20 protein-coding genes are annotated in these 25,614 nt (G+C 71.8%); 8 read left to right on the top strand and 12 right to left on the bottom strand.

All coding sequences use genetic code 11. The features are described 5' to 3' along the window. Positions 1-49: 49 nt before the first annotated feature. The 3 genes from HYQ63_RS19195 to guaA all read right to left on the bottom strand — a co-directional run bounded on the left by HYQ63_RS19195 (position 50) and on the right by guaA (position 3,227). A complete protein-coding gene (locus HYQ63_RS19195) occupies positions 50-853 on the bottom strand; it encodes a class II aldolase/adducin family protein (RefSeq protein ID WP_373689117.1) in 804 nt (267 codons plus the stop codon). 82 nt (positions 854-935) lie between these two features. Next, the gene (locus HYQ63_RS19200; RefSeq protein ID WP_179935066.1) at positions 936-1,526 is read right to left on the bottom strand and encodes a Uma2 family endonuclease; all 591 of its coding nucleotides are present in this window, start codon (positions 1,524-1,526) and stop codon (positions 936-938) included. Positions 1,527-1,640: 114 nt separating this feature from the next. Continuing rightward, the gene (gene guaA, locus HYQ63_RS19205; RefSeq protein WP_123106897.1) at positions 1,641-3,227 is read right to left on the bottom strand and encodes a glutamine-hydrolyzing GMP synthase; all 1,587 of its coding nucleotides are present in this window, start codon (positions 3,225-3,227) and stop codon (positions 1,641-1,643) included. A 270-nt stretch (positions 3,228-3,497) separates the two neighbouring features. Between guaA and HYQ63_RS19210 the strand changes: the two genes are divergently transcribed. Further along, complete coding sequence (locus HYQ63_RS19210) at positions 3,498-3,770, top strand: chorismate mutase (RefSeq protein ID WP_179935067.1); 273 nt, start codon at positions 3,498-3,500, stop codon at positions 3,768-3,770. A 636-nt stretch (positions 3,771-4,406) separates the two neighbouring features. Further along, a complete protein-coding gene (locus HYQ63_RS19215) occupies positions 4,407-5,441 on the top strand; it encodes an LPXTG cell wall anchor domain-containing protein (RefSeq protein ID WP_179935068.1) in 1,035 nt (344 codons plus the stop codon). Positions 5,442-5,587: 146 nt separating this feature from the next. On the opposite strand, the gene HYQ63_RS19220 is transcribed toward HYQ63_RS19215, so the two are convergent. The 6 genes from HYQ63_RS19220 to HYQ63_RS19245 form a co-directional block, all read right to left on the bottom strand. After that, entirely contained in the window at positions 5,588-7,360 is a 1,773-nt protein-coding gene (locus HYQ63_RS19220; RefSeq protein WP_179935069.1) for a GMC oxidoreductase, read from the bottom strand. Positions 7,361-7,387: 27 nt separating this feature from the next. Continuing rightward, positions 7,388-9,028: a succinic semialdehyde dehydrogenase gene (locus tag HYQ63_RS19225; RefSeq protein ID WP_179935070.1), complete on the bottom strand. Its 1,641-nt coding sequence runs from the start codon at positions 9,026-9,028 to the stop codon at positions 7,388-7,390. Between the two features lie 65 nt (positions 9,029-9,093). Further along, complete coding sequence (locus HYQ63_RS19230; RefSeq protein WP_179935071.1) at positions 9,094-10,884, bottom strand: serine/threonine-protein kinase; 1,791 nt, start codon at positions 10,882-10,884, stop codon at positions 9,094-9,096. An 88-nt stretch (positions 10,885-10,972) separates the two neighbouring features. Then, entirely contained in the window at positions 10,973-12,664 is a 1,692-nt protein-coding gene (locus HYQ63_RS19235) for a serine/threonine-protein kinase (RefSeq protein ID WP_179935072.1), read from the bottom strand. A 284-nt stretch (positions 12,665-12,948) separates the two neighbouring features. Further along, positions 12,949-14,295, bottom strand: a complete 1,347-nt coding sequence (locus tag HYQ63_RS19240) for a M64 family metallopeptidase (RefSeq protein ID WP_306664832.1) — start codon at positions 14,293-14,295, stop codon at positions 12,949-12,951. 254 nt (positions 14,296-14,549) lie between these two features. Continuing rightward, complete coding sequence (locus HYQ63_RS19245) at positions 14,550-15,890, bottom strand: alpha/beta fold hydrolase (RefSeq protein WP_179935074.1); 1,341 nt, start codon at positions 15,888-15,890, stop codon at positions 14,550-14,552. Between the two features lie 78 nt (positions 15,891-15,968). On the opposite strand from HYQ63_RS19245, the gene HYQ63_RS19250 reads away from it, so the two are divergent. The 3 genes from HYQ63_RS19250 to HYQ63_RS19260 all read left to right on the top strand — a co-directional run bounded on the left by HYQ63_RS19250 (position 15,969) and on the right by HYQ63_RS19260 (position 19,796). Further along, on the top strand, positions 15,969-17,387 hold the full coding sequence (locus tag HYQ63_RS19250; RefSeq protein ID WP_257231947.1) for a helix-turn-helix transcriptional regulator: 1,419 nt from the start codon (positions 15,969-15,971) through the stop codon (positions 17,385-17,387). Between the two features lie 556 nt (positions 17,388-17,943). Next, positions 17,944-18,612: a response regulator transcription factor gene (locus tag HYQ63_RS19255; protein ID WP_179935076.1), complete on the top strand. Its 669-nt coding sequence runs from the start codon at positions 17,944-17,946 to the stop codon at positions 18,610-18,612. Continuing rightward, entirely contained in the window at positions 18,609-19,796 is a 1,188-nt protein-coding gene (locus HYQ63_RS19260; RefSeq protein ID WP_373689118.1) for a sensor histidine kinase, read from the top strand. Before HYQ63_RS19255 ends, HYQ63_RS19260 begins: the two co-directional genes overlap by 4 nt. An 89-nt stretch (positions 19,797-19,885) precedes the next feature. Here the strand turns inward: HYQ63_RS19260 and HYQ63_RS19265 are convergent, their stop codons facing one another. Continuing rightward, the gene (locus tag HYQ63_RS19265; RefSeq protein WP_179935077.1) at positions 19,886-20,263 is read right to left on the bottom strand and encodes an STAS domain-containing protein; all 378 of its coding nucleotides are present in this window, start codon (positions 20,261-20,263) and stop codon (positions 19,886-19,888) included. Positions 20,264-20,571: 308 nt separating this feature from the next. Between HYQ63_RS19265 and HYQ63_RS19270 the strand changes: the two genes are divergently transcribed. Continuing rightward, the gene (locus tag HYQ63_RS19270; protein ID WP_179935078.1) at positions 20,572-21,153 is read left to right on the top strand and encodes a sigma-70 family RNA polymerase sigma factor; all 582 of its coding nucleotides are present in this window, start codon (positions 20,572-20,574) and stop codon (positions 21,151-21,153) included. Further along, complete coding sequence (locus HYQ63_RS19275) at positions 21,150-22,676, top strand: maleylpyruvate isomerase N-terminal domain-containing protein (RefSeq protein WP_257231948.1); 1,527 nt, start codon at positions 21,150-21,152, stop codon at positions 22,674-22,676. The genes HYQ63_RS19270 and HYQ63_RS19275 overlap by 4 nt, the downstream gene beginning before the upstream one ends. 19 nt (positions 22,677-22,695) lie before the next feature. On the opposite strand, the gene purU is transcribed toward HYQ63_RS19275, so the two are convergent. Both purU and HYQ63_RS19285 read right to left on the bottom strand, forming a co-directional pair. Beyond that, positions 22,696-23,565, bottom strand: a complete 870-nt coding sequence (gene purU / locus HYQ63_RS19280; RefSeq protein WP_179935079.1) for a formyltetrahydrofolate deformylase — start codon at positions 23,563-23,565, stop codon at positions 22,696-22,698. Positions 23,566-23,632: 67 nt separating this feature from the next. Then, positions 23,633-24,079 (bottom strand): hypothetical protein, encoded by a 447-nt coding sequence (locus tag HYQ63_RS19285; RefSeq protein WP_257231949.1) that lies wholly within the window; start codon positions 24,077-24,079, stop codon positions 23,633-23,635. 172 nt (positions 24,080-24,251) lie between these two features. Here HYQ63_RS19285 and HYQ63_RS19290 point away from each other — a divergent pair, with 172 nt between their 5' ends. Further along, positions 24,252-25,574 carry an ABC transporter substrate-binding protein gene (locus HYQ63_RS19290; protein ID WP_179935081.1) on the top strand — a complete coding sequence of 441 codons (1,323 nt, stop codon included), beginning with the start codon at positions 24,252-24,254 and terminating at the stop codon, positions 25,572-25,574. The last annotated feature ends 40 nt before the right edge of the window (positions 25,575-25,614 follow it).

Here is a 25,614-nt window from a genome sequence, read left to right on the forward strand (position 1 = left end):
GCCCAACTGACATGTGTTGAGGGAGGATTGTGCCGCACCGCGAGGGGTCTCAGTTGAGCAGGTCCGGCTCACCGCGCGTGATCTGGAGATACAGAGGCTGATAGTTGATCCACGCCACAAGATCGCTTCCGAGCTGCTCACGGGTCTGCACGGCGCTCCGGTGATCGATGAGCACCGGCTTCCCCGCCGCCTTCGCCAACAGCTGCGCCTGGCACGCGCGCTCCATCGTGATGAACCACCAAGCGGCCGCGTCGACCGAGTCCCCGACGGTCAGCAGACCGCGATTGCGCAGGATGAGGGCCTTGTACGCACCGAGCGCGGACGCGATCCGGCGGCCTTCCTCCTCGTCCACGACGACGCCGGTGCTGCTGTCGTAGACCCCGTGGTCCTCGAAGAAGGCGCACACGTCCTGGGTGATCGGCTCCAGCAGCTCACCGAGCGCGGACAGGGCGCGGCCGTGGACGGAACGGGTGTGGGCGACCGCCACCACATCCGGTCGGGCCCGATGCACGGAAGAGTGAACGACGAAGGCCGCCTGGTTGACGTGGTAGCGCCCGTCGACCACCTGGCCCGCCTCGTTGACGAGGATCAGGTCGCTCACGGTGATGTGGGCGAAGGGCATGCCGAAGGGGTTCACCCAGAAGTGGTCGGTGAACTCCGGGTCGCGCACGGTGATGTGCCCCGCGACCCCCTCCTCGTACCCGTACCGCCCGAAGATCCGCAGCGCCGCCGCCAGCCGCTCCTTGCGGTACCGCCGCTCGTCGGCCGGGGAGGCGTGGGTGGGCGGCATCGTGATGTGCAGCTGGTCGGTCGGTATCGGCTCGGGGTTCGGCCGCGGTATCGGCATCGTCATCGGCAGCTCCCTCCTCGGGACCTTCAAGGCTCCGAGGCGGAAGCTACCTCTGGGTATCGCCGGAGGCCAGGGGCGGGGCCTCTTACAGCTGGTCGATCTCGGTGAGGTCGATGTCGACAGTGAAGGGGACGGTGAGCTTGAGGTGGTTGTGGTGGAGGCCGGTATGCCGGTAGGTGCGCGTTTCGGTGTCGAGTTCGAAGACGTGGACCACGGGGAGGGCATCCGTGTTCGTCATCTCGACGCGCCAGAAGTGCGGGATACCCGCGTTGGCGTACTTATGCGGCTTGGTGTCGTGGTCACGGGCCTCGGACTCGGGCGAGACGACCTCGACGGCGAGGATCACATCGTTGACCTGGTAGTAGGTCTGCTCACCACTCCGCACGGACGCGGCGCGTACGACCGTGATGTCGGGCTCCGGGCCATTGCGTTTGTCGATCACCACGGTCATCTCCCGCCGGATCCTGTACTCCGGGGGTACGGTCCGGCGCAGCCCGCTCACCAGCAGATCAATCACCACGCTGTGAAAAGCGCGCTGCGGACTCACGAAGACGAGACTCCCGTCGATCAACTCGGTGTGCGGCGGGAGATCAGGCAGACTCAGCAAATCGTCCACGGTGTAGCCATCCAGCGGCGGCACAGGCCACGAGGTGGTGTGCACCGGCTCAGCGGTCATGGTTCCTCCCATGGACGGGATTCTTGGCCGTAGGGCCAGCGTACTCAGCGCAAACGGCGACGCCGCCGCCCAAACGTATGAGCGACGGCGTCGGCGTTGACGATCAGATGAAGATCATTCCCACTCGATGGTGCCGGGCGGCTTGCTGGTGATGTCCAGGACCACCCGGTTGACCTCGTCCACCTCGTTGGTGATGCGGGTCGAGATCCGCGACAGCACGTCGTACGGGAGGCGCGACCAGTCGGCCGTCATGGCGTCCTCGGAGGAGACCGGGCGCAGCACGATGGGGTGGCCGTAGGTGCGGCCGTCGCCCTGGACGCCGACCGAGCGGACGTCGGCGAGCAGGACCACCGGGCACTGCCAGATCTCGCGGTCCAGACCAGCGGCGGTCAGCTCCTCGCGGGCGATCGCGTCGGCCTCGCGGAGCAGGTCCAGGCGGTCCTTGGTGACCTCGCCGATGATGCGGATGCCGAGGCCCGGGCCCGGGAAGGGCTGGCGGTGGACGATGTCCTCCGGGAGGCCCAGCTCCTGGCCGACGTTCCGCACCTCGTCCTTGAAGAGCCGGCGCAGCGGCTCGACCAGCTGGAACTCGATGTCGTCGGGCAGCCCGCCCACGTTGTGGTGGGACTTGATGTTGGCGGTGCCGGTGCCGCCGCCGGACTCCACCACATCCGGGTAGAGGGTGCCCTGGACCAGGAACTCCACGGCCTCACCGGCCGCGCCCGCCTCGGCCACCAGCTCGGCCTGGGCCTGCTCGAAGACCCGGATGAACTCCCGGCCGATGATCTTCCGCTTCTCCTCGGGGTCGGAGACCCCGGCGAGCGCGTCCAGGAAGCGCTGCTCCGCCTCGACGACCTTCAGCTGGACGCCGGTGGCCGCCACGAAGTCCTTCTCGACCTGCTCGGACTCGCCCTTGCGCATCAGCCCGTGGTCGACGTACACGCAGGTGAGCTGGTCGCCGATGGCCTTCTGGACGAGGGCGGCGGCGACGGCGGAGTCCACCCCGCCGGACAGCCCGCAGATCGCGCGCTTGGTGCCGACCTGCTCGCGGATGGCCGCCACCGACTCCTCGACCACGTTGGAGGTGGTCCAGGTGGGCTTCAGGCCCGCGCCCCGGTACAGGAAGTGCTCCAGGACCTGCTGGCCGTGGGTGGAGTGCATCACCTCGGGGTGGTGCTGTACGCCGTACAGCTTGCGCTCGTCGCATTCGAACGCCGCGACCGGCACCTGGTCGGTGGACGCCGTGACGGTGAAGCCCTCCGGCGCGGCCGAGCAGGCGTCGCCGTGCGACATCCACACCTGCTGCTGCTCGGGGGTGCCCGCGAAGAGCGTCGAGCCCGGCTTGGACACGGACAGATCGGTGCGGCCGTACTCGCGCGCCCCGGTGTTGTCGACGGTGCCGCCGAGCGTGACGGCCATCAGCTGGAAGCCGTAGCACATGCCGAAGACGGGGATCCCGGCCTCGAAGAGCGCACGGTCGAGCCTGGGCGCTCCCTCGGCGTAGACCGACGACGGCCCGCCGGAGAGGATGATCGCCTTCGGGTTCTTGGCGAGCATCTCCGCCACCGGCATGGTGGACGGGACGATCTCGCTGTAGACCCGGGCCTCACGGACCCGTCGGGCGATGAGCTGGGCGTACTGCGCGCCGAAGTCGACGACCAGAACGGTGTCGGGGGCGGCAGCAGGGGACGCTGATGGCACTTCGGCGGCCTTCCGGCGGTGGAACTAGAGGGTTGGACTTTCGATTCTAACCAGCCCATAATCAGCCTCATGTCCACGCGCATGACCTTCGTCTTTACCTATGGCACCGGCCCGTCCGGCTGCCATGGTCGTGCTGCTTGAACTACTGACAAGCGACTTCCCAGGCGCCCCGGGCCGGTCAAGGCCCGGGGCGCTGGTGCGTATGGCTTCGGGTCTCCCCCGGTTCCGGGTCCCTCTTACCGAGTCCTCGAGAGACCAGGAGATACGGATATGAGCACCACCACCTCTGATGCGACCACCACCTCTGATGTGATCGGTTCCGCGCGGGAGCGGATCGACGCCCTCGACGGGCGCATCCTCGATCTCATCCGGGAACGGATGGCGGTCTCGGCCTCCATCCAGGAGGCGCGCATCGCGGCGGGCGGGCGGCGCGTGCACCTCTCCCGCGAGATGGAGATCCTCGACCGCTACCGCCAGAGGCTCGGCAAGCCCGGCACCACCCTCGCCATGACGCTGCTGGAGCTGTGCCGCGGTCGGGCCTGACGCCCCGGGTCCCGCTCCCCGTCACCCGTACGGCGGGTGACCGGCTCGTGAACGGGCTCGTTGAGCCCGGTGCCGCGTCGGCGAGGTGACCGGTCGGCAGGGGACAGCAGCCCGGTCACCATCCACAGGGCGGTCGGTCCCGGGGACGCCTGGGACCGACCGTATCCAGTCGAAACGGTTGCGCCCGGAGCGCCGCATCCACCACGATGCAGTGAGGGAAAACACCCCGGGCCAGCACCCGTCATTGGTCCGACCACGGTCTGATCACGAGTCCGGCCGCGCGGGCGTACGCCCCTGACGCGCCTTCCTCCTCCCCCCATTGATCCCCCCTCCTGCATCCTCACCGATCCACACCCCGAGCCCGCGGCGCAACCCCCCGGCGCCGCTCCTTCAGCACCGGCGCTGCCCTGACGCCGGTGCTGACCGCCTAGGGCCCCGGGTCGCCCGCCACGGTCGGACGCCCCGGGGCCCTACGCCTGCTCCGGCTCATGCCTTCTGAGGCTTCTGCGGATTCTGTGACCATTCTGTGAGCAACGGTGAAGGCAACCTTTCGGCCATATGGATGGTCATGTACGTGCAAACCGAACGCACGGCCATTCCGCGCCCCACCGCGACGGCCTTCCAGAAGAGGTCTTCATGAAGATTCGCCGCACGCTGGTGGCCGCCGTAGCCACGGCCGCCATAGCCCCCGCCGCGCTGCTCGCCGCGCCCGCCGCCTTCGCCGAATCCGACCCGTCGCCTGCCCCGTCGGCCACCGCGCCGGGCGACGAGGAGTCGATCCCGCCGTCGGATGAGCCCACCGACGAGCCCACGTCCGGCCCCACCGGCGGGCCCTCCGGTGAGCCCACCGACGAGCCGACGGACGAGCCGACCGACGAGCCCACGGATGAGCCGACGGACGAGCCGACCGACGAGCCGACCGACGAGCCCACGGACGAGCCCACCGACGAGCCGACCACCGAGCCCACGGCGACGCCCACGGACATCCCGACCGACCCGACCTGCGAGGAGGCGTCCGAGGAGGCCGCCGTCACCACCGAGCTGCGCGGGCTGCCCAGCAAGGTCGTGGCCGGTTCCGGCTGGGTGCCGTTCACCTTCCGCACCACCAACACCTCCGACAAGGCGATGAAGTCGGTGGACGCGTACGTGAAGATGTACGCCGTCAGCAAGGACGAGTTGGAGGACGTCTCCAAGCTCCTCACCGTGCAGTCGTACGACGAGGACAGCGGCAGCTGGAAGTCCATCAGCGACGAGGCGGGCTACTTCGGCTCGATCGGCGAGCTGAAGCCCGGCGAGTACGCCGACGCCAAGCTGCGGCTGAAGGTCGACGCCAAGACCCCCGGCAGCTACGGCTTCGGCTTCGCGATCGGCGCGTACCACAACGAGGACGACGTCTGCGGCTACTCCGAGGCCATGGAGTACGACTTCGACGTCCTGGTCGCGGGCAGCAAGCCGGGGCCGATCGACGACGCCGAGGGCAAGCCGGGGGACAAGGGCAACCGGCCCGCGCCGAAGGGGGGCGCCGAGCTGAGTGAGCTGCCGGTGTCCGGGGCGTTGGCCAACACCGGGTCGTCGTCCGCGCTGCCGATGATCGGGCTCATCGGTGGGGTGGCCATGGCTGTGGGTGGCGGGGCCGTGTTCGTTGTACGGAAGCGTCGGGTTTCGGCCTGAGCGTAAGTCGTAGGATCACCCCGGGGCGGGGTGACCCTACGGGGTCTCGTTGTCTGGTGCGGGCCGGTGGGTGGCGTTGTGCCCACCCGTTCCTCCCCCAGCTACCGCTGGGAGGTGCCCCCGGGGGAACGATTGCCCACAACGAGTCAGGGCGGCGGCAGCCTCAAGGCTGCGTAAGCCGTCTTCGGGACTGCCGGGAGCATCGGCAGGACCGGGGCGATCCGGACGTACGGCTCGCCTGGGGCTGGGCGGGGGTCCTGGTCGTTTTTGTTGGGCCACAGGGACATCGCCCGTTCCGCCTGTGCCGTGATGGTCAGGGACGGGTTCACGCCCAGGTTGGCCGAGACGGCGGCGCCGTCCACCACGCAGATCCCCGGGTGTCCGTACAGCCGGTGGTACGGGTCGATCACGCCCTCCTCCGCCGACGCCCCGATCGGGCAGCCGCCCAGGAAGTGGGCGGTCAGCGGGGTGCCCATCAGCTCGCCGACGTTGCTGCCCGGGAATCCGTTGATCGACTCGGCGAGGTGACGGGCCGCCGCCGCGCCCTCGGGGATGTGGTCCGGGTTGGGCGTGCCGTGGCCCTGGCGGGCGGTCAGCAGCCCCTTGCCCAGGCCCTTCGACTTGCGGTACGTGGTCAGCGAGTTGTCGTGGGTCTGCATGACCAGGCCGATGATGGTGCGCTCGGACCAGCGCCGGTTGGACAGGGAGCGCGCGGCGAGCGTCGGATGGCGGAGGTTGGCCGCGAGGAAGCGCAGCCAGCTCGGGCCGCGGCCCTCCGGGATCTGGAGGACGGACATCATGCCCATCGCGTTGGAGCCCTTGCCGTAGCGGACGGGCTCGATGTGGGTGTTCTCGTCCGGGTGGATGGACGAGGTGATCGCGACGCCACGGCTGAAGTCGGGCCGCTCCCCGCGCCGGGCGCGGTAGCGGCGGTCGGTGGTCTGGGCGCCGACCAGGGCCTCGGAGTTGGTGCGGGTGAGCATCCCGAGCCGGTCCGACAGCCGCGGCAGCAGGCCCCGGTCGCGCATCGTGTGCAGCAGGGTCTGGGTGCCGTACGTACCGGCGGCGAGGACGACGTACCGCGCGCGCAGCGTCTTCGGCTTGCCCTTGCGGCGGTTCGCGGTCGGGACGGCGGTGACGTGGTAGCCGCCGTCCGGGGCGTCGCACAGGGCGACCACGGTCGTCATGGGGTGGATGACGGCACCGGCCCGTTCGGCGAGGTAGAGGTAGTTCTCGTTGAGGGTGTTCTTGGCGCCGCGGCGGCAGCCGGTCATGCACTCCCCGCACTGGGTGCACGCCCGGCGGGCCGGGCCCGCGCCGCCGAAGTACGGATCCGGGACGACCTCCCCCGGCGCGGCCTTCGCCGACCCGTCGGAGTCCTCGCCGTCCCCGAAGAAGACGCCGACGGGCGCCATGTGGAACGTGTCGCCCACGCCCATCTTCTCGGCGGCCGCCTTGAGGTGGACGTCGGAGGGGGTCATCGTCCGGTTGAGGCGGGCGCCGAGCATCCGCCGCGCCTGGTCGTAGTACGGCTTCAGCTCCTCCTGCCAGTCGGTGATGCCGCCCCACTGCGGGTCCCGGAAGAACGGCTCGGGCGGTACGTACAGCGTGTTGGCGTAATTGAGCGAACCGCCCCCGACCCCGGCGCCCGCCAGCACCATCACCTTGCCGAGGAGATGGATGCGCTGGATGCCGAAGAGGCCGAGGGCCGGGGCCCAGAGGTAGTTGCGGAGGTCCCAGGAGTTCTTGGGCAGGGTCTCGGGCGTGAAGCGGCGGCCCGCCTCCAGGACGCCGACCCGGTAGCCCTTCTCGGTCAGCCGGAGGGCCGAGACGGCTCCCCCGAACCCCGACCCGACGACGATGACGTCGTAGTCGTAGCCGTCGTCCTGAGTGTCATCGGCGCGCTTGTCCCCTGACACGGGTACCTCCCGTTCGTTGCGTACCGGTCAGCGCAGCCGCAGTGCCTTCATCGCGCGCAGGCTGCGGCTCATGAAGTCCGCGTACTTCTCGTCCGTCAGGCCGAAGGACGGGCCGAGCGGCATCAGCCGCTGCTGGGCGACCGTCTGCGCCTCGGTGTACTTGAGGATGCCCTCCGAGCCGTGGCGGCGGCCGAGACCGGAGTCGCCCATGCCGCCCATGGGGGACGCGACGCTGCCGTAGGCGGCGGCGTACGCCTCGTTGACGTTGACGGTGCCCGCGCGCAGCCGGGCGGCGACCGCGCGGGCGCGCCGGCCGTCCTGGGACCAGACGCTGGCGTTCAGGCCGTACGGGGTGGCGTTGGCGAGGTCGACCGCCTCGTCCTCGTCGGAGAAGCGGTAGATGGACACGACTGGGCCGAAGGTCTCCTCGGTGCACACCGCCATCGGCGCCTCCACGCCGTCCAGGATCGTCGGCTCGTAGAAGTACGGGCCGATGTCCGGGCGGGGGCGGCCGCCCGCGATGACCGTGGCGCCCTTGGCGACGGCCTCTTCCACGTGGCGGGTGACGGTTTCCAGCTGGCGTTCGGAGACGAGGGAGCCCATCTCGGCGCCGTAGGCGAGGGCCGAGCCGAGCCGCATGGCCTTCGTACGGGCCGCGAACCGCTCGATGAAGTCGCCCGCGACCGACTCGTGGACGTACAGCCGCTCGATCGAGATGCACAGCTGCCCCGCGGAGGCGAAGCACGCGCGGACCGCGCCCTCGGCCGCCCGGTCGAGGTCGGCGTCGCGCAGCACCAGCATCGCGTTCTTGCCGCCGAGTTCGAGCGAGCAGCCCACCAGGCGGGCGGCGGCGGCCTGGGCCACGCCGCGGCCGGTGCGGGTGGAGCCGGTGAACGAGACGTAGTCGGCGTGCTCGACCACGGCCGGGCCGACCACCGGGCCGTCCCCGACCACGATCTGCCACACCCCGGGAGGCATTCCGGCCTCCAGCATCAGTTCGCGCGCCCACAGGGCGGTCAGCACGGTCTCCGTGTCCGGCTTCATGACGACCGCGTTGCCCGCGACGAAGGCGGGTATCGCGTCCCCGACCGACAGCTCCAGCGGATAGTTCCACGGCACGATCTGGCCGACGACGCCGCGCGGCTGGCGCAGCTCGGTGACCTTGGTCAGCGTGGGGACGACGCCCACGTGGGACTTGGGACGCAGATAGCTGTGCGCCTTGCGGCCGTAGTGGCGGGCGGCCACGACGACGCCCTGGATCTCCTCGTGGGCGTGCAGCCGGGTCTTGCCGGTCTCCAGCTGGATGAGGTCCATGACCTCCGACTGGCGGCGCAGCAGCAGGTCGTGGAAGCGCAGGAAGATGGCGGCGCGGGTGCGCACCGGGGTGGCGGCCCACGCCCGCTGGGCCGCGCGGGCCTGCTCGAAGGCGGTGGCGACGTCCTCGGGGGTGGACTCGGGCAGCCCGGAGGCCAGGACCTCCCCGGTGAACGGGGTGTGGTTGACGGTGCTGCCGCTGCCCACGACACCCCGGGCGAGCCGGGCGACCAGCTCGGGGGTGACGACGTCGGCGGCGGTCCGGGTGCCCCGGGCGGCGACCGGGTTTCCGTCGGCGGGGGCCTCCGGCGCCGGTGTTGCCCGGTCCTGTGCGCTGTCCTGCGAGTCGGTCATGGGGGCGAGCGTAGGCCCCGGCCGGGGGATTTGGGTACCCGGCGGTAACTATTTGTGGGCCGCGTTCAGATGCCCTCGATCTTCAGGTTCTTCACGACGTTCTCGTACAGCTCGTCCCCGGTCGCCCGGGCGTCGCCCCTCGCGGGCATCGTCACGGTCAGCTGCCAGGCGACGTGATCGTCGCTGACGTAGATGTGATCGCGGTTCAGGTAGAGGATGCGGTTCTCGTCGCTGCTGGTGCCGGGCTCGTAGTAGGTGGTGTTCAGGTCCTTCGCCGGTTTGCCCTGCTGCCGCGTCGCCTTCACCGTGCCGCTGCTCGCCTCCTCCATCGTCGACAGGGCACCGCTCTTGTAGTACGCGACGGTCTCCCCGGCCACGCCCGCGGCGTCCGTGATCTTCCGCTCCGGGTCGGACACCAGCCTGGTGAGGGTAATGGTGTAGACGCCGCTGGGGTCGCCGAAGGTGACGCTCGGCGCGTTCTCGTCGCTGTCGTCCTGCACCCGCTTGTACGCGCTCGGCACCGCCAGCGAGGCGGCCACCACATCGCGCTCCTCGCGGACCGTCCAGCCGGACGGCAGGGGGCTCTCGCTCGCGAACGGCTGGGCGAAGACCAGCACGAACACGGACGCGATCACCACGAGGGCGGCGCCCAGACCGAACTGCGCCTTGCGGTTCTTGTGCAGGATGGGCGGTACGAAACGGCTGCCGCCCTGGGGCCCGCCGCTCTGCGCCGCGCCGCCCTGCGTCGCCGGGCCGCCGCCGTATCCGCCCGCCGTGAGCACCGTCGGAACCGGCTGCTGCACCGGCCGTACGACCGACTCCAGCGCCTCCCGCGTCTCGGCCGCCGACGGGCGCATCGCCGGATCCTTGAGCAGCAGCCGCATGGTGATGGAGCCGAGCGCGTCCGGGGCGCGCGCGGGCCGCTGAGGTTCGGCCGACAGCACGGCCTGGAGCGTCGCGGGCGTGTGCGAACGGCGGAACGGGGACATGCCCTCGACCGCCGCGTACAGCACGACGCCCAGCGACCACAGGTCCGACGCCGGGCCCGGCCGCTGCCCCAGCACCCGCTCGGGCGAGATGAATTCGGGCGAGCCGACGAAGCCGCCGGTCTCGGTCAGCCCCTGCTCGCCCTCGACCTGCGCGATGCCGAAGTCGGTGAGGACCACCCGGTCGCCCCGGCCGAGCAGCACGTTGTCCGGCTTGACGTCACGGTGCAGCACACCCGCCGCGTGCGCGGCCGACAGCGCGCCCAGCACGGCGAGCCCGATCCGGGCCGCCTCGCGCGGATCGAGCGTGCCCTCCGCCAGCCGGTCGGCCAGCGAATCGCCGCGCACCAGCTCCATGACGATCCAGGGGCGGCCGTCCTCGACCACCACGTCGTGGACGGTGACGACGGAGGGGTGGTCGATCCGGGCCGCGGCGCGCGCCTCGCGCTCCATCCGCTGGTAGACGGTCTGCCGCTCGCGATCCGGCAGATGGTCGGGCACGCGCGGCTCCTTGACCGCGACCTCGCGGTCCACGATCTGGTCGTGCGCCTTCCAGACGGTGCCCATGCCGCCGTGGCCGAGGCGCCCGAGGAGCCGGTAGCGGCCACCGATGAGCCGCCCCGATTCGGGGCTGTGGTGCGCGCTGTGCGCTGAGCGCGGGTCGCGTGGGTCGTACGGTGCGGCAGCGGGGCGCTGCCCGGAAGCCTGCGTGGGCTCGTACGCACCGGGCCCCGCCGCCTGTCGCGGCGGCGCGGGCGGCACCGCCTGCCGCGGTGCCTGCTGCGGCGGTGCCTGTGGCGCCGCCTGCTGCTGCGGCGGCCGCAGATCGTAGCTGCTGGGCTCGTTCGCCCGTCCCCCGTCGTTCGTCATGCGCAAATCATTACCCGGTCGGCAGTGAACACCGCCACCCGCCGATGGGCTGCGGGGACGCCTCGTGACAAAGCCGTTGCGACCGGGGTCAGCCCGAGGCGCCGGTCCGGGTGAACGTGGCGACGGCCGTATCGAAGTAACGTTTCCCCTCGACCTTCTTCTCCACCGGGACGGAAAGCCACAGGTCGTACATCTTGCCGCCCTCGTTCCAACTCAGATCGAAGGTCTGCCGCGAGCCGCCGTCATCGGCCGAACCGTCCCAGACGAACGCCCACAGCGCCGCCGGTTGCCCGTTCTGCGTGGTCCGGATGACCTGCCCGTTGCGGTAGCCCGGGTAGTCGCTCGGCCCCTGGGCGTCCGCCTCCCGGCTCACCGCCAGCGGGCCCCTCGGGTCCGGCTCCTGGGGGTGGATGCCGATACGGAACTCCAGGCCGGGCGAGTTGTAGTAGACCCGGGGCGACTTGTCCTGGCGGGCGAAGCCCTCCGGCACGGCGAGCGAGAACCCGGCCGGGTCATGGACCAGCTCGTATCCCTCGGGCACCCCGCCTGACGGGCTCGCGCCCGGCTCGGGGGACGTGGACGCCGTCGGACCGGTGGACGCCTTCGGGTCCTGGGACGCCTTCGGGGAGGCCGTCGTCCGGTCCGTTTCCCGCGCGGCTGGTTCCGCGTTCGTGTCCTTGCCGGTGTCCTTCTCCGCGACCTGCGCCGCGCCGCCGTCACCGGCCGTCGTGCCCTTGCCGCCGTCGTCCATCAGCGCCATCGTGCCCGCGCCCAGCCCGGCGAGGGCCACGACCGCGGCGACGGCCATCAGCACCGTACGGCGCTTGGGGGCACGCTTGTCGGGGACGGTCGGGGCGACCGGAGTGACCGGGGCGACCGGGGTGCCCGCCGGGGCCGCGAGCGGCGTGCCCGCCTGCGTCGGGGTGCGCTCCACGCGGAACCCCGAGGTGTCCCCCGAGCCCAGGTACGTGCGCAGCGTCCGCGTCGCCTCGTCGGCGGTCAGCCGCGTCTCCGTATCGCGACGCAACAGCCCCTCGATGAGCGGCCGCAGCGGACCGGCGGCCTCGGGTACGTGGATGTCGTCGTAGACGACGGCGTGCAGCACCCCCGCCACGGAGTCCCGGTGGAACGGCGACGCGCCGCTCACCAGCGTGCACAGCAGCACGCCGAGCGACCACAGATCCGACTCGGGCCCGGTACGGCGCCCCGACATCCGCTCCGGCGCCGTGTACTCCGGCGAGCCCACGAACGCACCGGTCTCGGTGAGCGTCGTCGCCCCGTCGACCTGCGCGATCCCGAAGTCCGTCAGCACGACCCGCTCGGTGCCCGCCTCGACCAGCACGTTCGCCGGTTTGATGTCCCGGTGCAGCACCCCGCGCGCATGCGCCACCCGCAGCGCGTCCAGCAGCGCCGCCGCCACCCGGCCCGCCTCGTGCGGGGCGAGCGGGCCCTGCGCGCCCAGCCGGTCGGCGAGCGAGGCGCCGTCGACCAGTTCCATGACGATCCACGGATGGCCGTCCTGCTCCACGACGTCGTGCAGGACGATCACGTTGGGGTGCTTGATCTGCGCGACCGTACGGGCCTCGCGCAGCGCGCGCTCGCCCCGCAGCCGGTTGTCGGGCCCGGAGCCCTCGTCCACGTGGAGTTCCTTGACCGCGACATCGCGGCCCAGCAATTCGTCGACGGCCCGCCAGACCGTGCCCATGCCGCCGCGGCCGAGCCGCGAGACCAGCCGATAGCGCCCGGCCAGCAGGCCGGTGATTCCCCCGGAGTTACCCATGGGCTCATCTTGCCTCACGGCTTCGGCGGCCCTTCCCCCCGGTAGGCGCCTCCGGCGCCTAGTGGGATGAGCCGCGCGCCGGGGGAACGCGAGCGTGCGCGCTCGCCCTTGGGGGCGATTGAGCGGAGCGGGCGGATCGGGGATCGTGGAGCGTGCCGATGTTACAGGGGCGGACCGCGGCCGCCCCGCATCGACCAGCGAACCGAGCCTCGAAAAAAGGGGAGCCGCCCCGCGGCGGGGGTCCACGGGGCGGCGGTTCAGGGGGCGGCGGCTGATGAGGCGCGTCAGCTGGTGGCGGGGACCTTCCAGGTGCGGGAGGCGGTCAGCAGCTTGCGCAGCGCGGGGTCTTTCACCGCGCGCGTGGTGTCCGCGGCCTTGGCCGTGACGGTGTGGGGCCTGCCGTCGGACGGGACGCCGAGCGACGCGGGGGTGACGGTCTTCTTGCCGCGGGCCGCGGTGACTTCGCCCCCGTCCACGTACCACCGCAGCGAGGCGGCCTTCGGCACGCTCACCTTGAGGCTCGCCGCCCGGGCGACCTGGGCGCCGGTGCGGGTGCGGCTGCTGAGCACGCTGGCGTGGCGGTAGAAGCCCGCGATCATCGCCTCGCGCCCGGGGAGGCTGTACTTGTGGCCGAGCGTGCGCATGATCGAGTTCTCGGTGGGTCGGTTGAGGCCCTTGGGGTAGTAGCGGCTGCCCTCGTACGCGCCGACCGTGCCGCCGTCCGGTGAGGTCTGGCCGATCCAGCGGTACCACTTCCGCTTCTCCGCGGTGAGCCGGGCGGCGGTCAGCTTGGTGGCGTTGGGCTCGTCGGGTTCGGCGCCGGTGTAGGTGCCGTTCGGGGCGTACACGTACTCGTCGGCGAGGCCGCCGAGCGAGTGGCCGGTCTCGTGGACGGCGACCTGGTCGGAGTCGGGGTGGTCGGAGGAGGCGGTGGCGATGCCGTCGTAGCCGGCGCCGGAGCTGACCGTGTAGCCCGCGCCGCCGTACTTGGCGGAGTTGGACAGCACGACCACCAGGTCGGCCTCCGGCGCCTTCGCGGCGTACGACGCGACCTTGCCGGTGTCGACGCACAGCAGCCGCTCGGTGCCGTCGCACCAGAAGTAGGAGTCGAGGGCGGTGTCCTTGACGACGCCCTTGGACGGATCGCCGGAGACGCCGGACTGGTTGGAGACGGCGTCCACGGACCAGACGTTGAAGAGGCTCCGGTAGGCGGCGTACGGCTCGACGGCGGAGATCTGCGCCCATTTGGAGCGCACGTCGGCGTGGAAGTCGTCCTGCTGGGCGGCGGTGTAGCCGTCGCCGACGAAGACGACGTCGACCTTGTCGGCCGACGGGCCGTTCTCGATGACGGAGCCGACCTCGCCGTCGGCGGCCGTTTCGGCGGCGGAGAGCGCGCGGTCGCCGCGGGTGAGCCGGGCGGGGGTGGCGGCCGGGACCTCGGTGTGCCGGGGGTGGGCGCCGGGGCCGGTGAAGTACTCCACCTCATGGGTGCGCTCGGCCCGCCCGGAAGCGGCGGACGCCGAAGGAACAGCGGCGGACGCCGAAGGAGCGGCAGCAGACGCCGAAGGCGCGGCGGACGCGGCGGTCGCGGCGGCGCTCATGGCCGCGGCGAACGCCGCTGTCAGCGCCACACCTCCGGCGACGACAGCGGAGCGTAAGGGTCTGTGGCGGCGTCGCCATATCCCTCTGCGCACGGGGGCTCCCGACGTGTGCTCCGTAAGCGGGCTGTTAAACACGATTAATTCGCGGCTCAACCTAGGGCCAAAGGAAGTCCCAAGCAACGGGAACTAGGGAAATCGCTAAAGAAATCGACCATCGGGCCCTATACCCGGGCTCATGCCCCCGGCCGGGGTGACGTTTCGTCACGCGGCCACCCCGTCACCCGTCACGCCGCTTCGTCCCGGGCGAGCGCCAGCAGCCGGTCCATGACCCGGCGGCCGCCCGCCCGTACCCCGTCGTGCTCGAACTCGTCCGTCACCCAGGTCCGCAGCCCCCGGATCGCGCGGGCGGTGGCCAGCGCGTGCGCGGTGTCCACGTACAGGTCGTCGTGGTAGATCGCGGCGGCCACGGGGACGGTGTTGCGGGCGAGCCGCTCCGGATCGTACAGCGGGCCCCAGCCGGTGCGTTCGGCGAGGAGTTCGGCGGTGCGGCGCAGCGGGCGCAGCGCGGCGTGGGTCTCCAGCATCCAGGGGTGGACGGTCTCTCCCGTCAGCAGGACGGGCCGGTCCTCGGCGACCGCCCGTACGGCGTCGAAGCGGGGGAACGCGTCCCGTACGCGGTGCGCGGACCAGGCGGTGGCGCGGCCGTCCTGGGCGTAGATGGACTCGTGGAGCAGGGTGTACAGGGGGCTTCCGGCGCGGGAGAGCACGGCGGCGACCTGCTCGGCGAACGCGTCGGCGAGGCGCGGTCCGGAGGCGGTCTCCACGAGGGCGTCCTCCAGGAGGTGGTGGAGGCGGTGCGATCCGTCGCCGGTGCCGAGCAGGATGCCGAGCTGCTGGAACGCCTCCGGGGTCAGCCGGGTGCCCTCCGGCAGCACCTCGTCGTGCGCGGCGAGGTGGCGGACGATGCGGCGGACGGTGTCCGCGTCGCCCGGGTAACGGTCGTAGTGGGCGAGGGTCTTGCGTTCCATCCGCGGATAGGCGGCCCGGTACACCTCGTCCGCGCCGGTGCCGAGCCCGGGCAGCCCGCCGGTGATGAGCACCGTGTCGAGCCCTTCGGGCGCGTACGACAGGTATGTGACGGCGCAGAAGCCGCCGAAGCTCTGGCCGAGGACGGTCCAGGGGCGGCCGCCGGTCAGCCGGGGCCGGATCAGCTCGCAGTCGCGGACGATCGCGTCGGCCCGGAAGTGGGCCAGGTAGTCGGCCTGCTGCTCGGGGGTGCCGCGCAACGGCAGGGTCTGCCGGGTGGCGGGCGTGGAGCGGCCGGTGCCGCGCTGGTCGAGGAGCAGCACCCGGTATTCGTCGAGCGCGCGGTCGAGCCAGCCGGAGCGGCCCACCGGGCGGTCGGCGCCGAAACCGGGCCCGCCCTGGAGGTAGAGCAGCCACGGCATCCGCTCGCGCTCGGCGTCCGATGTGCCCGCGGCGGCAACCTCTCGGCCGTAAAGCCGGATCCGCATCCCTTCAGGAGCCTTATGGTCGAGCGGTACGTCGAAGTGGTGGTCGGTGAGGAGCAGTCCCGGCTGACGGACGGTCGCCGTGGCGCCCGGCCCTTCCGGTGCTGTATCCATCGCCTGCTGCATCTTTTAATCCTCACGTAAATGGACTTAGCCCGGCGCTTAAGTTACCGCCGGGGAGAAGAGGGCACGGTGGCCGAAAAGAGCGCCGGAGACGGTCGGGCGGCGGGGGCGGAGGCTACGGCGGAGATCGGGCGCCGGGTGCTCAGGCTGCGCACGGAACGCGGATTCACCCAGCGGCAGCTGGCCGAACCGGCGTACACCGCGGCGTACGTCTCGACGCTGGAATCCGGGAAGGTCCGCCCCTCCGAGGTCGCCCTGCGCCACCTCGCCGACCGCCTCGGCGTCACGTACGAGGAGCTGGCCACCGGCCGTTCGCCGCAGGACGCCACCCGGCTGCGCGCCGGACTCACCGACGCCCGACGGACGCTGGCCACCGGCGACACCGAGGACGCGGCCGCCCGCTTCGCGGCGCTGGGCGCCGAGGCCGACCGGCTCGGCTTCGCCGACGAGCGGGCGGCGGCCCTGCTGGGGCTCGGCGACTGCGCCATGGAAACCGGCGAACTGACCACCGCCCGCGCCCACTTCGAGGCCGCCGAGAAGCTGCTCGCCGACGAACCGCTGCCGCGCCGCGTCCCGGCGATCCGCGGCCGCGCCGTGGCCCATCTGCTCGCGGGCGAACTGCGCTACTCCTGCTATCTGTTGGAGAGCGCCATCGACGAGCTGAACGCCTCCGGGCTGCACGACCCGAACGCCCTGCTGCTGCTCTACACCGCCTCCATCGCCCCGTACATGGACATGGGGGCGCACGCCCGTGCGGTGCGCGCCGCGGAACTCTCGCTCGCGCTGGCGCCCAGCGTGGACAACCCGGAACTGGTCGCCCAGATGCACCGCGGGGTGGCCCGCACCCTGATAGCGGAGGGCCGCACCGCGGAGGCCGACGCGTCGCTGGCCAAGGCGCAGGAGCTGTACGAACAGCTGCGGCTGCGCACCGACCTGGCGCACTGCCACTGGATGCGCGGCTACGTCCACGCGCAGGACGGCGACCTGGAGCGCGCGGAGACCGAACTGCGCATCGCCCGCGACATGCTGGCGTCCAAGCGGGCCGCGCTGTTCACCATGCAGGTGGAAGTGGAACTGGCGGACGTGCTGCGGCGGCGCTGCCGCACCGCCGAGGCGGAGGCGCTGCTGCGGCCCCTGCTGGCGAGATCCGACGGCGATCACGGGGCCTCCCCGGAGGCGGTCGAACTCACCGCGGAGCGCGGCGCGGTGCACGCGGGCGGCGCCCACCGGCTGCTCGGGCTGATAGCCGACGAGCGCGGCGACGCGGAGGGGGCGGAGGAGCACTACTGCGCGGCCCTGTCGCTGCTGGAACGCACCGGCGCCGCCGGTGACCTGGCCGACCTGTGCCGGTTGCTGGGCGATCTGCTGCGCCGCGAGGGGCGGTTGGAGGCCGCGATGGACGCGTACCGCACGGGCCTTGGCCACCGGGCCGCACCCGGCACCACCACGCTGGGCCCGGCCCCGGCCGAACCGCCCATCGGGCACTGACCGCCCATCGGGCACTGACCGCCTATCGGGCACTGACCGCCTATCGGGCACCGAAGCGCGGGCGATTTCCGCATCGCAGGAAGGCATGTCGCACGGGCGGTTGGTGCGCCCGCCGGGCCGGGGCCGCTCGGGGTTGGTCAGGCCCCGACGGGCCGGTCCTCCCCCAGCGAGGGCCGGTCGGCACGGCACGGCGGGCGGGTCAAAGGGTGAACAGGCCGCCGCGTGTGGGGGTCGCGGCGGCCTGTTGAGCGCCGTAACGCCCCGCTTTCAGCCCCGTACCGCGACCGGTTTCGGCCACGGCGGTCACGGCGCGCCGAGAGGCCGTATGACGCGCTGAGGGGGCGAGGGGTCGGGTGTACCCCGCGGAGTGGTGCGGCATGTGATCCACTGTGCCCGGCCGCGGACGCGGTGGACATCCGTCCCTGGTCTTCCCTCGCCCCCCGCCGATCGGAGGGGTGATCCCCCCAACAGGGCGGAGGAGAACACTCCATATTGGTGCGCCGATGCGGCAGGCTGTGCGAACAATGCGCATGACAGCTACGGGAGGGAGCGGCCGGTGATCCGTGTTGCGGTGGTCGACGACGAGGCGCTCGTACGATCCGGCCTGCGGCTGATCCTGGGCACGGCCCCGGACATCGAAGTGGTCGCCGACTGCTCCGGCGGAACGGCGGTCGAGACCGTGCTCGGCAGCGACGCCGACGTGGTGCTCCTCGACATCCGCATGCCCGACGCCGACGGGCTCACCGTACTCGGGCAGTTGCGGGCCGCGCCCCGCTCCCCCGTCGTCGCCATGCTGACCACCTTCGACGCCCAGGAATACCTGACCGCCGCGCTGCGCGCCGGGGCGGCCGGGTTCCTCCTCAAGGACACCGACCCGGAACAACTCGTCCGCGCCGTACGCACCCTCGCCCAGGGCGGCAGCGTCCTCGACCCGGGCGTCACCGGGGCCGTCATCGGCGGCTATCTCGCCGCCGAGGCCGAGGCCACCGCCGCCACCGCCGTCGACGCCCTCACCCCGCGCGAACGCGAAGTGCTCGCGCTGCTGGGCGAGGGGCTGGCCAACCCGCAGATAGCCGAACGGATGGGGCTCGCGCCCAGCACCGTCAAGGACCATGTGCGGGCGGTCCTCGGCAAGCTGGGCGGGCTCAACCGGGTACAGGCCGCCATCGTCGCCGACCGGGCCGGGCTGATCACCAGCCGCCCGGGGGCGGGCGGGCCCCGGTGACCGCGGCCCCGCCCGCCCCGACCGCCCCGCCCGCGTCCTGGCGGCGAAGGCTGCCGGGGTGGGTGCAGCGGTGGGGGCCGCTGCTGGTCCCCGTCGTGTTCGCCGTGGCCGACGCGCTGCTCGTCAACGGCGTCACCCTCGGCCTGGAGCTGAACGTCTCCCTGGTCGCGGCGGCCGCCCTGCTGCTGCGCCACCGTTTCCCGGCGCCGGTCTTCCTGGTCACCCTGCCCGGCATCCTCATCGGCTACATCTGGTTCGCGCCGATGATCGCCCTCTACACGGTGGCCGAACGCCGCCCCGGCCCACGGCTGCTCGGCGTCTCGGCGCTGCTGCTGGCCGCCGCGCACTTCGTCCCGTGGCCGGTTTCCGACTTCGAACCGACCGCGTACCGGGAGAACACGCTCACCCTGATCGATGCGTGCATCACCTCCGTCGGCCCCATCGCCCTGGGCCTGCTGGTGCGCACCCGGGGCGAACTCGCCGCCCGCCTCGACGACCTGACCCGCAGCCGCCGCCGCGCCGACGAACTGATCGCCGAGCAGGTGCTGAGCACCGAACGCGCCCGGCTCGCCCGCGAGATGCACGACGTCGTCGCCCACCAGGTCAGCCTGATCAGCCTCCAGGCCGGGGCGGTGCAGATCAGCGCGGACGACGCACAGGCGCGGGAAGGGGCGCGGACGATCCGCGAGCTGTCCGTACGCACGCTGGACGAACTGCGCCACATGGTCGGCATCCTGCGCGCGGCGGGCGGCGACATGGAACAGCTCACCCCGCAGCCCCGGCTGGCGGATCTGCCGCGGCTGATCGAGCTGAGCGCGCTGGACGTGGCGTACGAGGAGGCCGACGACGCACGGCGCGCCGGTCGGCCGGAGGCGGTGGAGCGGGCCGCGTTCCGCATCGTGCAGGAGGCGTTGACCAATGTGCGCAAGCACGCACCGGGGGCGCGGGTGACGGTACGGGTCACCGAGGCGGCCGCCGAAGGGCGGGGACTGCGGGTGGAGGTCCGGAACGGCCCGCCGGACGCCTCCGCGGTGGCGCCGGGTCTGCCGGGCGGCGGCCACGGGCTGGTGGGGCTGCGGGAGCGGGCGGTGCTGCTGGGCGGCACGTTGAGGGCGGAGCCGACGGAGGAGGGGGGCTTCGTGGTGCTGGCGGACTTCCCGAAGGTGCCGCCGCCGCGGTCGTAGCCATCCAGCCCGGCCGGCGTTTGAGGCCACGCCCGAAGGGCGTCCGGGGTCCGTGGCTCGCCCCGGTTCCTTGCCGGGCGGCTACGCGGCTACGCCGAGAGGGAGTCGGCGGTGTTCCGCTCGTCGTCGTCCGGTTCCGTCGCCACCATCAGATTCGGATAGACGTCGAACAGGCGGCGGACGCCCAGGGCCGCGAGGACGCGGTGCACATGGGAGCCGTGGGCGGCGTCCTGGGGCGGGAGGATCAGCCTGAGCTTGCCCGAGCACGACCGCATCAACCGACGCGCGGCGATCAGGACGCCGACGCCGCTGGAGTCGCAGAAGCGAACCTCGGATAGGTCGAGCACCAGTGAGTGGCGGCCCTCGGCGACCGCGTCGTGCACGTGCTGCCGGACTGCGGGCGAGGTCACGAGGTCCATCTCGCCGGAGACCTGTAGGACGACCCACTCCCCCCGTCCGTCCTCCATCACCTTCAACGTCACGCGCTCGAAGCCCTTCGCTCGCAGCTAACCGGAATTTGCTGTTCCAGGGCGGCTGCCCGCCCGGCACCGCATAAAACTCCCCCTGTCTCACGCCATAGGAACGAGCCTATGCCCCGCCGAAGCGTTTCGTCCCACCGCTCCTGCGCACCGTGACCGGCCCAATACCATCCGCAGCCGCGTTGTGCCGCACTTTGCCGCATGGAGGCGCGTTGTGTCAGCCCCCGGCACTACATTCGATATGAAGGTGGGCATAGTGCCAGGAGACCCGGCCGACGAACAGGGATGGGGGCCGCATGGCGAACGACGCACCGCCCCGCTGGGACCGCAGGATGCAACAGCGGCTGGCACGCGGTGAAGCCGCCGCGCTCGGCGAGCTGTACGACCGCTTCGCCTCCCTCGTCCACCATCTCGCCCATCGCGTCCTGGAGGACGAGGACGCGGCGGACCGCATCACCCGCGAGGTCTTCGCCTACGTCTGGGAGAACCCGGACGCGTACGACCCCAAACAGGGCTCCCTGCGCTCCTGGATCGCCACGCTCGCCCACCGCCAGGCGGTGCACCGGCTCCGGTCGGAGACCGCCGAGGACGGCGAGGGCGGCGATGACGTCGAGAACGTCGCCGTCGAGGAGCGCATCCGCGACGCCTCCGTCGCGGCCCGCGCCGACTACATCGTCACCTCCATGCCCGCCCCGCTGCGCGCCGCCCTGGAGCTGGCCTACTTCGACCGCCGCGACTACCGCCAGGCCGCCGCCGCCCTCGGCGTGACCGAGGACGAGGCCAGGCGCCGCCTGCGACTCGGGCTCCAACTGCTGTCCACGGCCTACGTCCCACCGCCGCGCACCCTGGCGCCTCCCGGTTACGGGCGGGCGCTGTGAGCGGCGCGGGCGGCCCGGAGCGGTACGACCCCGGCGACATCCCCGAGTACGGCCACGGCGACAGCCGCGGCGAGGGCTCCGGCGACGGCAGAGACGGGGGCAACCCGTCGGGCACTCCCCCCGAACCGGCCGGGCCGCCCCGCATCCCGACCCCGCGGAACGCCGCCGAGGACACCAGCGGCTGGCCGGGCCTCCTGCCGCTACTGCCCGAACCGGAGCCCCCTGAGAGCCCGGAGAGCCCGGAGGAACCGGAAGGCCGGGAACATCCGATAGAACCGGAAAGCCCCGAAGAATCGAATGGCCCGATAGGCCCGATAGGCCCGGAAAGCCCAGAAACACCGGAAAGTCCCGCCGGGGCGCCTCCGTTGCCCCGGCAATCCGACACATCCGATACATCCGACACACAGCGGCCGCCCTCGCATGACGTCCTGCGGTCGCTCCTCGGCGCCTGGGCGCTCACCGCCTGCGCCCCGGACGAGACGGCCGCCGTCGAGTCACACCTCAACCACTGCACCTCCTGCGCCGAGGAAGCCCTGCGGCTGCGCGAGGCCGTGGGGCTGCTGCACGCCGAGCACAATCTCGACCTCGACCCGCTGCTCCGCTCCCGGGTGCTGGCCGGGTGCCTCGGCCGCCGCCCCGCGCGGATACCGGTGCCCGGCTGGGCCGCCGCGTACGACGCGGAGGCCGCCCGGCTGGACGCGCTGCTGCGGGACATGGGCGAGGCCGAATGGCGCGCTCCGGTACGGCTCAAGTGGTACGACGGTCAGCGACTCACCGGCCGGGACACCACCGTCGCCGGGGTGATCGGGCACCTCATGGTGGTGGACGGCGTCGTCGCCGCGTCCCTCGGGCTGCCCGACCCGCTCGGCGACCACGCCCCCGGCTCGCTCTCGGCCCGTACGGAGGCGTACTGGCAGGCGGAGCCCGACGCCGCGGGCGGGACCGGGCCCTCCACCCTGCTGCGGGAGTTGTGGCGGGAGCAGGGGCACGCGCTGGTCCGTACGGTGTCGTTCGCCGGGCGCGGGGCCTCGGATCTCTCCGTCCCGTTCGGGGACTTCACCCTGCCGGTCCGCGACGCGTTCCTGGACCGTGCCTTCGAGTGCTGGGTGCACGCCGGGGACATCGCCGAGGCCGTCGACTACCCGTATGAACTCCCCGGCTCCGCCCACCTCAAGGCCATGATCGACCTGTGCGCCCGGCTGCTGCCCGACGCGCTGGCCCAGCGGCGCCGCGCCGGGCTCGCCGCCCCGCCGCGCCGTCTGGTCGAGGCGGGCGCCCCGGGCCGTACGCTCCACCTGGAGGTCGAGGGCACCGGCGGCGGCAACTGGTACATCCCGCTGGACTCACCGGCCGCCGTGGGCACCGCGGAGGAGGCGGTGGCCCACATCGCGCTCGACCCGGAGACGTTCTACCAGCTGGCCGCCGGGCATGTGCCGCCGCAGGAGGCGGCGGTGGGGCAGCTGGGGGACGTGGAGGCGATCCGCGACGTGCTGTTCGCGACGGCCTCGCTGTCGCGGCTGTAATCAGCCGTAATCGGCTCGATCAGCCGAAGACGACCGTCCGGTGGCCGTTCAGCAGCACGCGGCGCTCGCTGTGCCACTTCACCGCGCGGGCCAGCGCCTGGCACTCCACGTCGCGGCCGACCGCGACCAGCTGGTCCGGGGTCAGCTCGTGGCCGACGCGCTCGACCTCCTGCTCGATGATCGGGCCCTCGTCCAGGTCGGCCGTCACGTAGTGCGCCGTCGCACCGATCAGCTTCACACCGCGCGCATGTGCCTGGTGGTACGGCTTGGCGCCCTTGAAGCTCGGGAGGAAGGAGTGGTGGATGTTGATGATCCGGCCGGACAGCTGCTTGCACAGGTCGTCCGAGAGCACCTGCATGTAGCGGGCCAGCACCACCAGCTCGACGTTCTCCGCCCGCACCAGCTCCAGCAGCTCCGCCTCGGCCTGCGCCTTGGTGTCCTTCGTCACCGGGATGTGCCGGAACGGGATCCCGTACGAGCCCACCAGCTCCTGGAAGTCGGTGTGGTTGGAGACGACCGCCGCGATCTCCACCGGGAGCGCGCCGATCCGGGAGCGGAAGAGCAGGTCGTTCAGGCAGTGCCCGAACTTGCTGACCATCAGCACGACGCGCATCTTCTGGTCCGCCCGGTGGATCTGCCAGTCCATTCCGAAGGACTCCCCGACCGCCGCGAAGCTCGCCCGCAGGTCCTCCACCTTCACCGGGGAGACGGCGCGGAAGTGCACCCGCATGAAGAAGAGCCCCGTGTCGCGGTCCCCGAACTGCTGGCTGTCCTCGATGTTGCAGCCGGTCATGAAGAGGAAACTCGACACGGCGTGCACGATGCCCTGCTTGTCCGGGCAGGACAGCGTCAGGATGTACTGGTCGGGAACAGGATGCGACTCGCTCATGACTCCATAGCGTCGCACACCCGCGACACCACTCAGGACCATCGCCGCCAGGGGGCGTCTTGCCCCCCTAGGCGACCCGCGTCATGATCGACAGCACCTCCAGGGTGCGCGGCGGCGCATCCGGGTCCTCGCCGTCGTTGGTGGCCAGCCGCACATGGGCGTCGCGGGCCGCCCGCACCGCCTCCGGCCAGCCGTGGTGTTCGATGTACGCCGAGACCGGGGCGTCCGCGCCGACCTGGTGCAGGATCCTCAGGACCCGCAGCACGGCGACATCGACGAGCGCCGCCTCCTGGGAGTCGCGGAAGATCGTTCCGACGTACTTCTCGGCGGACCAGTTGTCCAGCCAGGTGTCCTCGACCAGCCGGTAGACGGCGTCGGTCACGTCGCCGTATCCGGATTGCCCGGCCAGCCAGCACTCCTGCTGGAAGACCGGGTCAGAGAGCATGTGCAGCCCCGAGCGCACATTGGTACGCCAGCGCCACCACGGCATGTCGTTGACAGGCATACCGCCCATGGTGGTCGAGCGATGGCCGCGACGGGAAGACTTCTCCGAACCTTGCACAGTGACCGATCGTACGTTCTTCACACACGGGGACGCATCGCCCCCCGGGTGTTCACCTTCTCGATACCTACGCGTTCCCTGGCATAGCGGATGTGTTCCGTCCGGAGCACCAGGCTCCCATACCATGACCCGACGGCGACGCCCCTCCCCCCGCCCGCTCCGAGCAGCCGCCGTCACCGCACTGTGCACCGCAGCCGGCGCCTCCTCCCTGACCGGCTGCGGCTCGCTGCCAGGGATGGCGAAGGGGTCCGACGACAACAAGCCCATCGTCGTGATGACATGGGCCCCCGAGGGCACCAAGGCGACCAATATGCCGGGAATGCCCGCCATGGCGCAGGCGTACGCCCGCTGGGTCAACGCCAGCGGCGGCATCCACGGCCGCCAGCTCAAGGTGATCACCTGCAACGAGCGCAACGACTCGGTCCAGGCCGCGCGCTGCGCACAGGAGGCGGGCAAGGCGAAGGCCGTCGCGGTCGTCGGCTCGTACAGCCAGCACGGCCGCTCCTTCACCTCCCCGCTGGAGGTCGAGGGCATCCCGTACCTCGGCGGCTACGGGCTGACCCAGGAGGAGTTCAACAGCCCGTACTCCTACCCGGTCAACGGCGGCCAGGCCACGCTGCTCGCGGGCAACGGCCGCCAGCTCGCCTCCCGCTGCGAACGCGTCTCGCTCGTACGCCCCGACACCATCGCGGGCGACGAACTCCCCGAGCTCCTCGACGCCGGTCTCAAGGCCGCGGGCCGCAAGCCCGCCCATGACATACGCGCCCCGGAGGACGCGGGCGACTACAGCTCGCAGGCCACCACCGCCTTGAAGGACGTCGGCGCCGACAGCTCCCTGGGCTCCGCCGCCGCGGGCGCGGAGATGGACAACTCCTGCGTCACCGCCGCGCTCGGCAACCGCACGGGCACCTTCTTCGACTCCTTCCGGCGCGTCCAGGAGGAGCGTCCGAAGGTGCGGATCGCCTCCATCATGGGCAGCGTCCGGCAGTCCCTGATCGACAGCACGGGCGGCAGCAGCAGCCCGCTGGAGGGGACGTACGCCACGGGCTGGTACCCGGCCCCGGACGATCCGCGCTGGGGTGCCATGAAGAAAGTGATCAACAAGTACGCCTTCGACGACAACCGCATCGACCCCGACGACGCCGGAACCCAGACCACCTGGATCGCCTACACCGCGCTGCGCTCCGTGCTGATGTCCCTGAACCCGGACGACATCAGCGCGCGCACCGTGCGCAACGCGCTGGACCACGGCCACAAGGTCGACACGGGCGGGCTGACGCCCCCGCTGCGCTGGGGATACAACGACCCGCTGAACGTGCCGGACTACCCGCGGATCGTGAACGCCGACGTCACCTACCAGGTGGTGCGCGACGGGCGGCTGGTCGCGGTGCGCAAGGGCTTCGTCGACGTGGCGAAGACGCTGGAGCGGTACGGCCCCCGGGACTGAGCCGCCCCATCCCGGAGGTCGACGGATTCAGGATCCCTGA

The sequence above is a fragment of the Streptomyces sp. Rer75 genome, assembly GCF_013414305.1.
Classification (GTDB): Bacteria; Actinomycetota; Actinomycetes; order Streptomycetales; family Streptomycetaceae; genus Streptomyces; species Streptomyces himastatinicus.

Coding starts and splice junctions, on each gene's coding strand:
- HYQ63_RS19195 (WP_373689117.1), bottom strand. CDS start 853: ATGACGATGCCGATACCGCGGCCGAACCCCGAGCCGATACCGACCGAC.
- HYQ63_RS19200 (WP_179935066.1), bottom strand. CDS start 1,526: ATGACCGCTGAGCCGGTGCACACCACCTCGTGGCCTGTGCCGCCGCTG.
- HYQ63_RS19210 (WP_179935067.1), top strand. CDS start 3,498: ATGAGCACCACCACCTCTGATGCGACCACCACCTCTGATGTGATCGGT.
- HYQ63_RS19215 (WP_179935068.1), top strand. CDS start 4,407: ATGAAGATTCGCCGCACGCTGGTGGCCGCCGTAGCCACGGCCGCCATA.
- HYQ63_RS19225 (WP_179935070.1), bottom strand. CDS start 9,028: ATGACCGACTCGCAGGACAGCGCACAGGACCGGGCAACACCGGCGCCG.
- HYQ63_RS19230 (WP_179935071.1), bottom strand. CDS start 10,884: ATGACGAACGACGGGGGACGGGCGAACGAGCCCAGCAGCTACGATCTG.
- HYQ63_RS19235 (WP_179935072.1), bottom strand. CDS start 12,664: ATGGGTAACTCCGGGGGAATCACCGGCCTGCTGGCCGGGCGCTATCGG.
- HYQ63_RS19245 (WP_179935074.1), bottom strand. CDS start 15,890: ATGGATACAGCACCGGAAGGGCCGGGCGCCACGGCGACCGTCCGTCAG.
- HYQ63_RS19265 (WP_179935077.1), bottom strand. CDS start 20,263: ATGGAGGACGGACGGGGGGAGTGGGTCGTCCTACAGGTCTCCGGCGAG.
- HYQ63_RS19270 (WP_179935078.1), top strand. CDS start 20,572: ATGGCGAACGACGCACCGCCCCGCTGGGACCGCAGGATGCAACAGCGG.
- purU (WP_179935079.1), bottom strand. CDS start 23,565: ATGAGCGAGTCGCATCCTGTTCCCGACCAGTACATCCTGACGCTGTCC.
- HYQ63_RS19285 (WP_257231949.1), bottom strand. CDS start 24,079: ATGGGCGGTATGCCTGTCAACGACATGCCGTGGTGGCGCTGGCGTACC.
- HYQ63_RS19290 (WP_179935081.1), top strand. CDS start 24,252: ATGACCCGACGGCGACGCCCCTCCCCCCGCCCGCTCCGAGCAGCCGCC.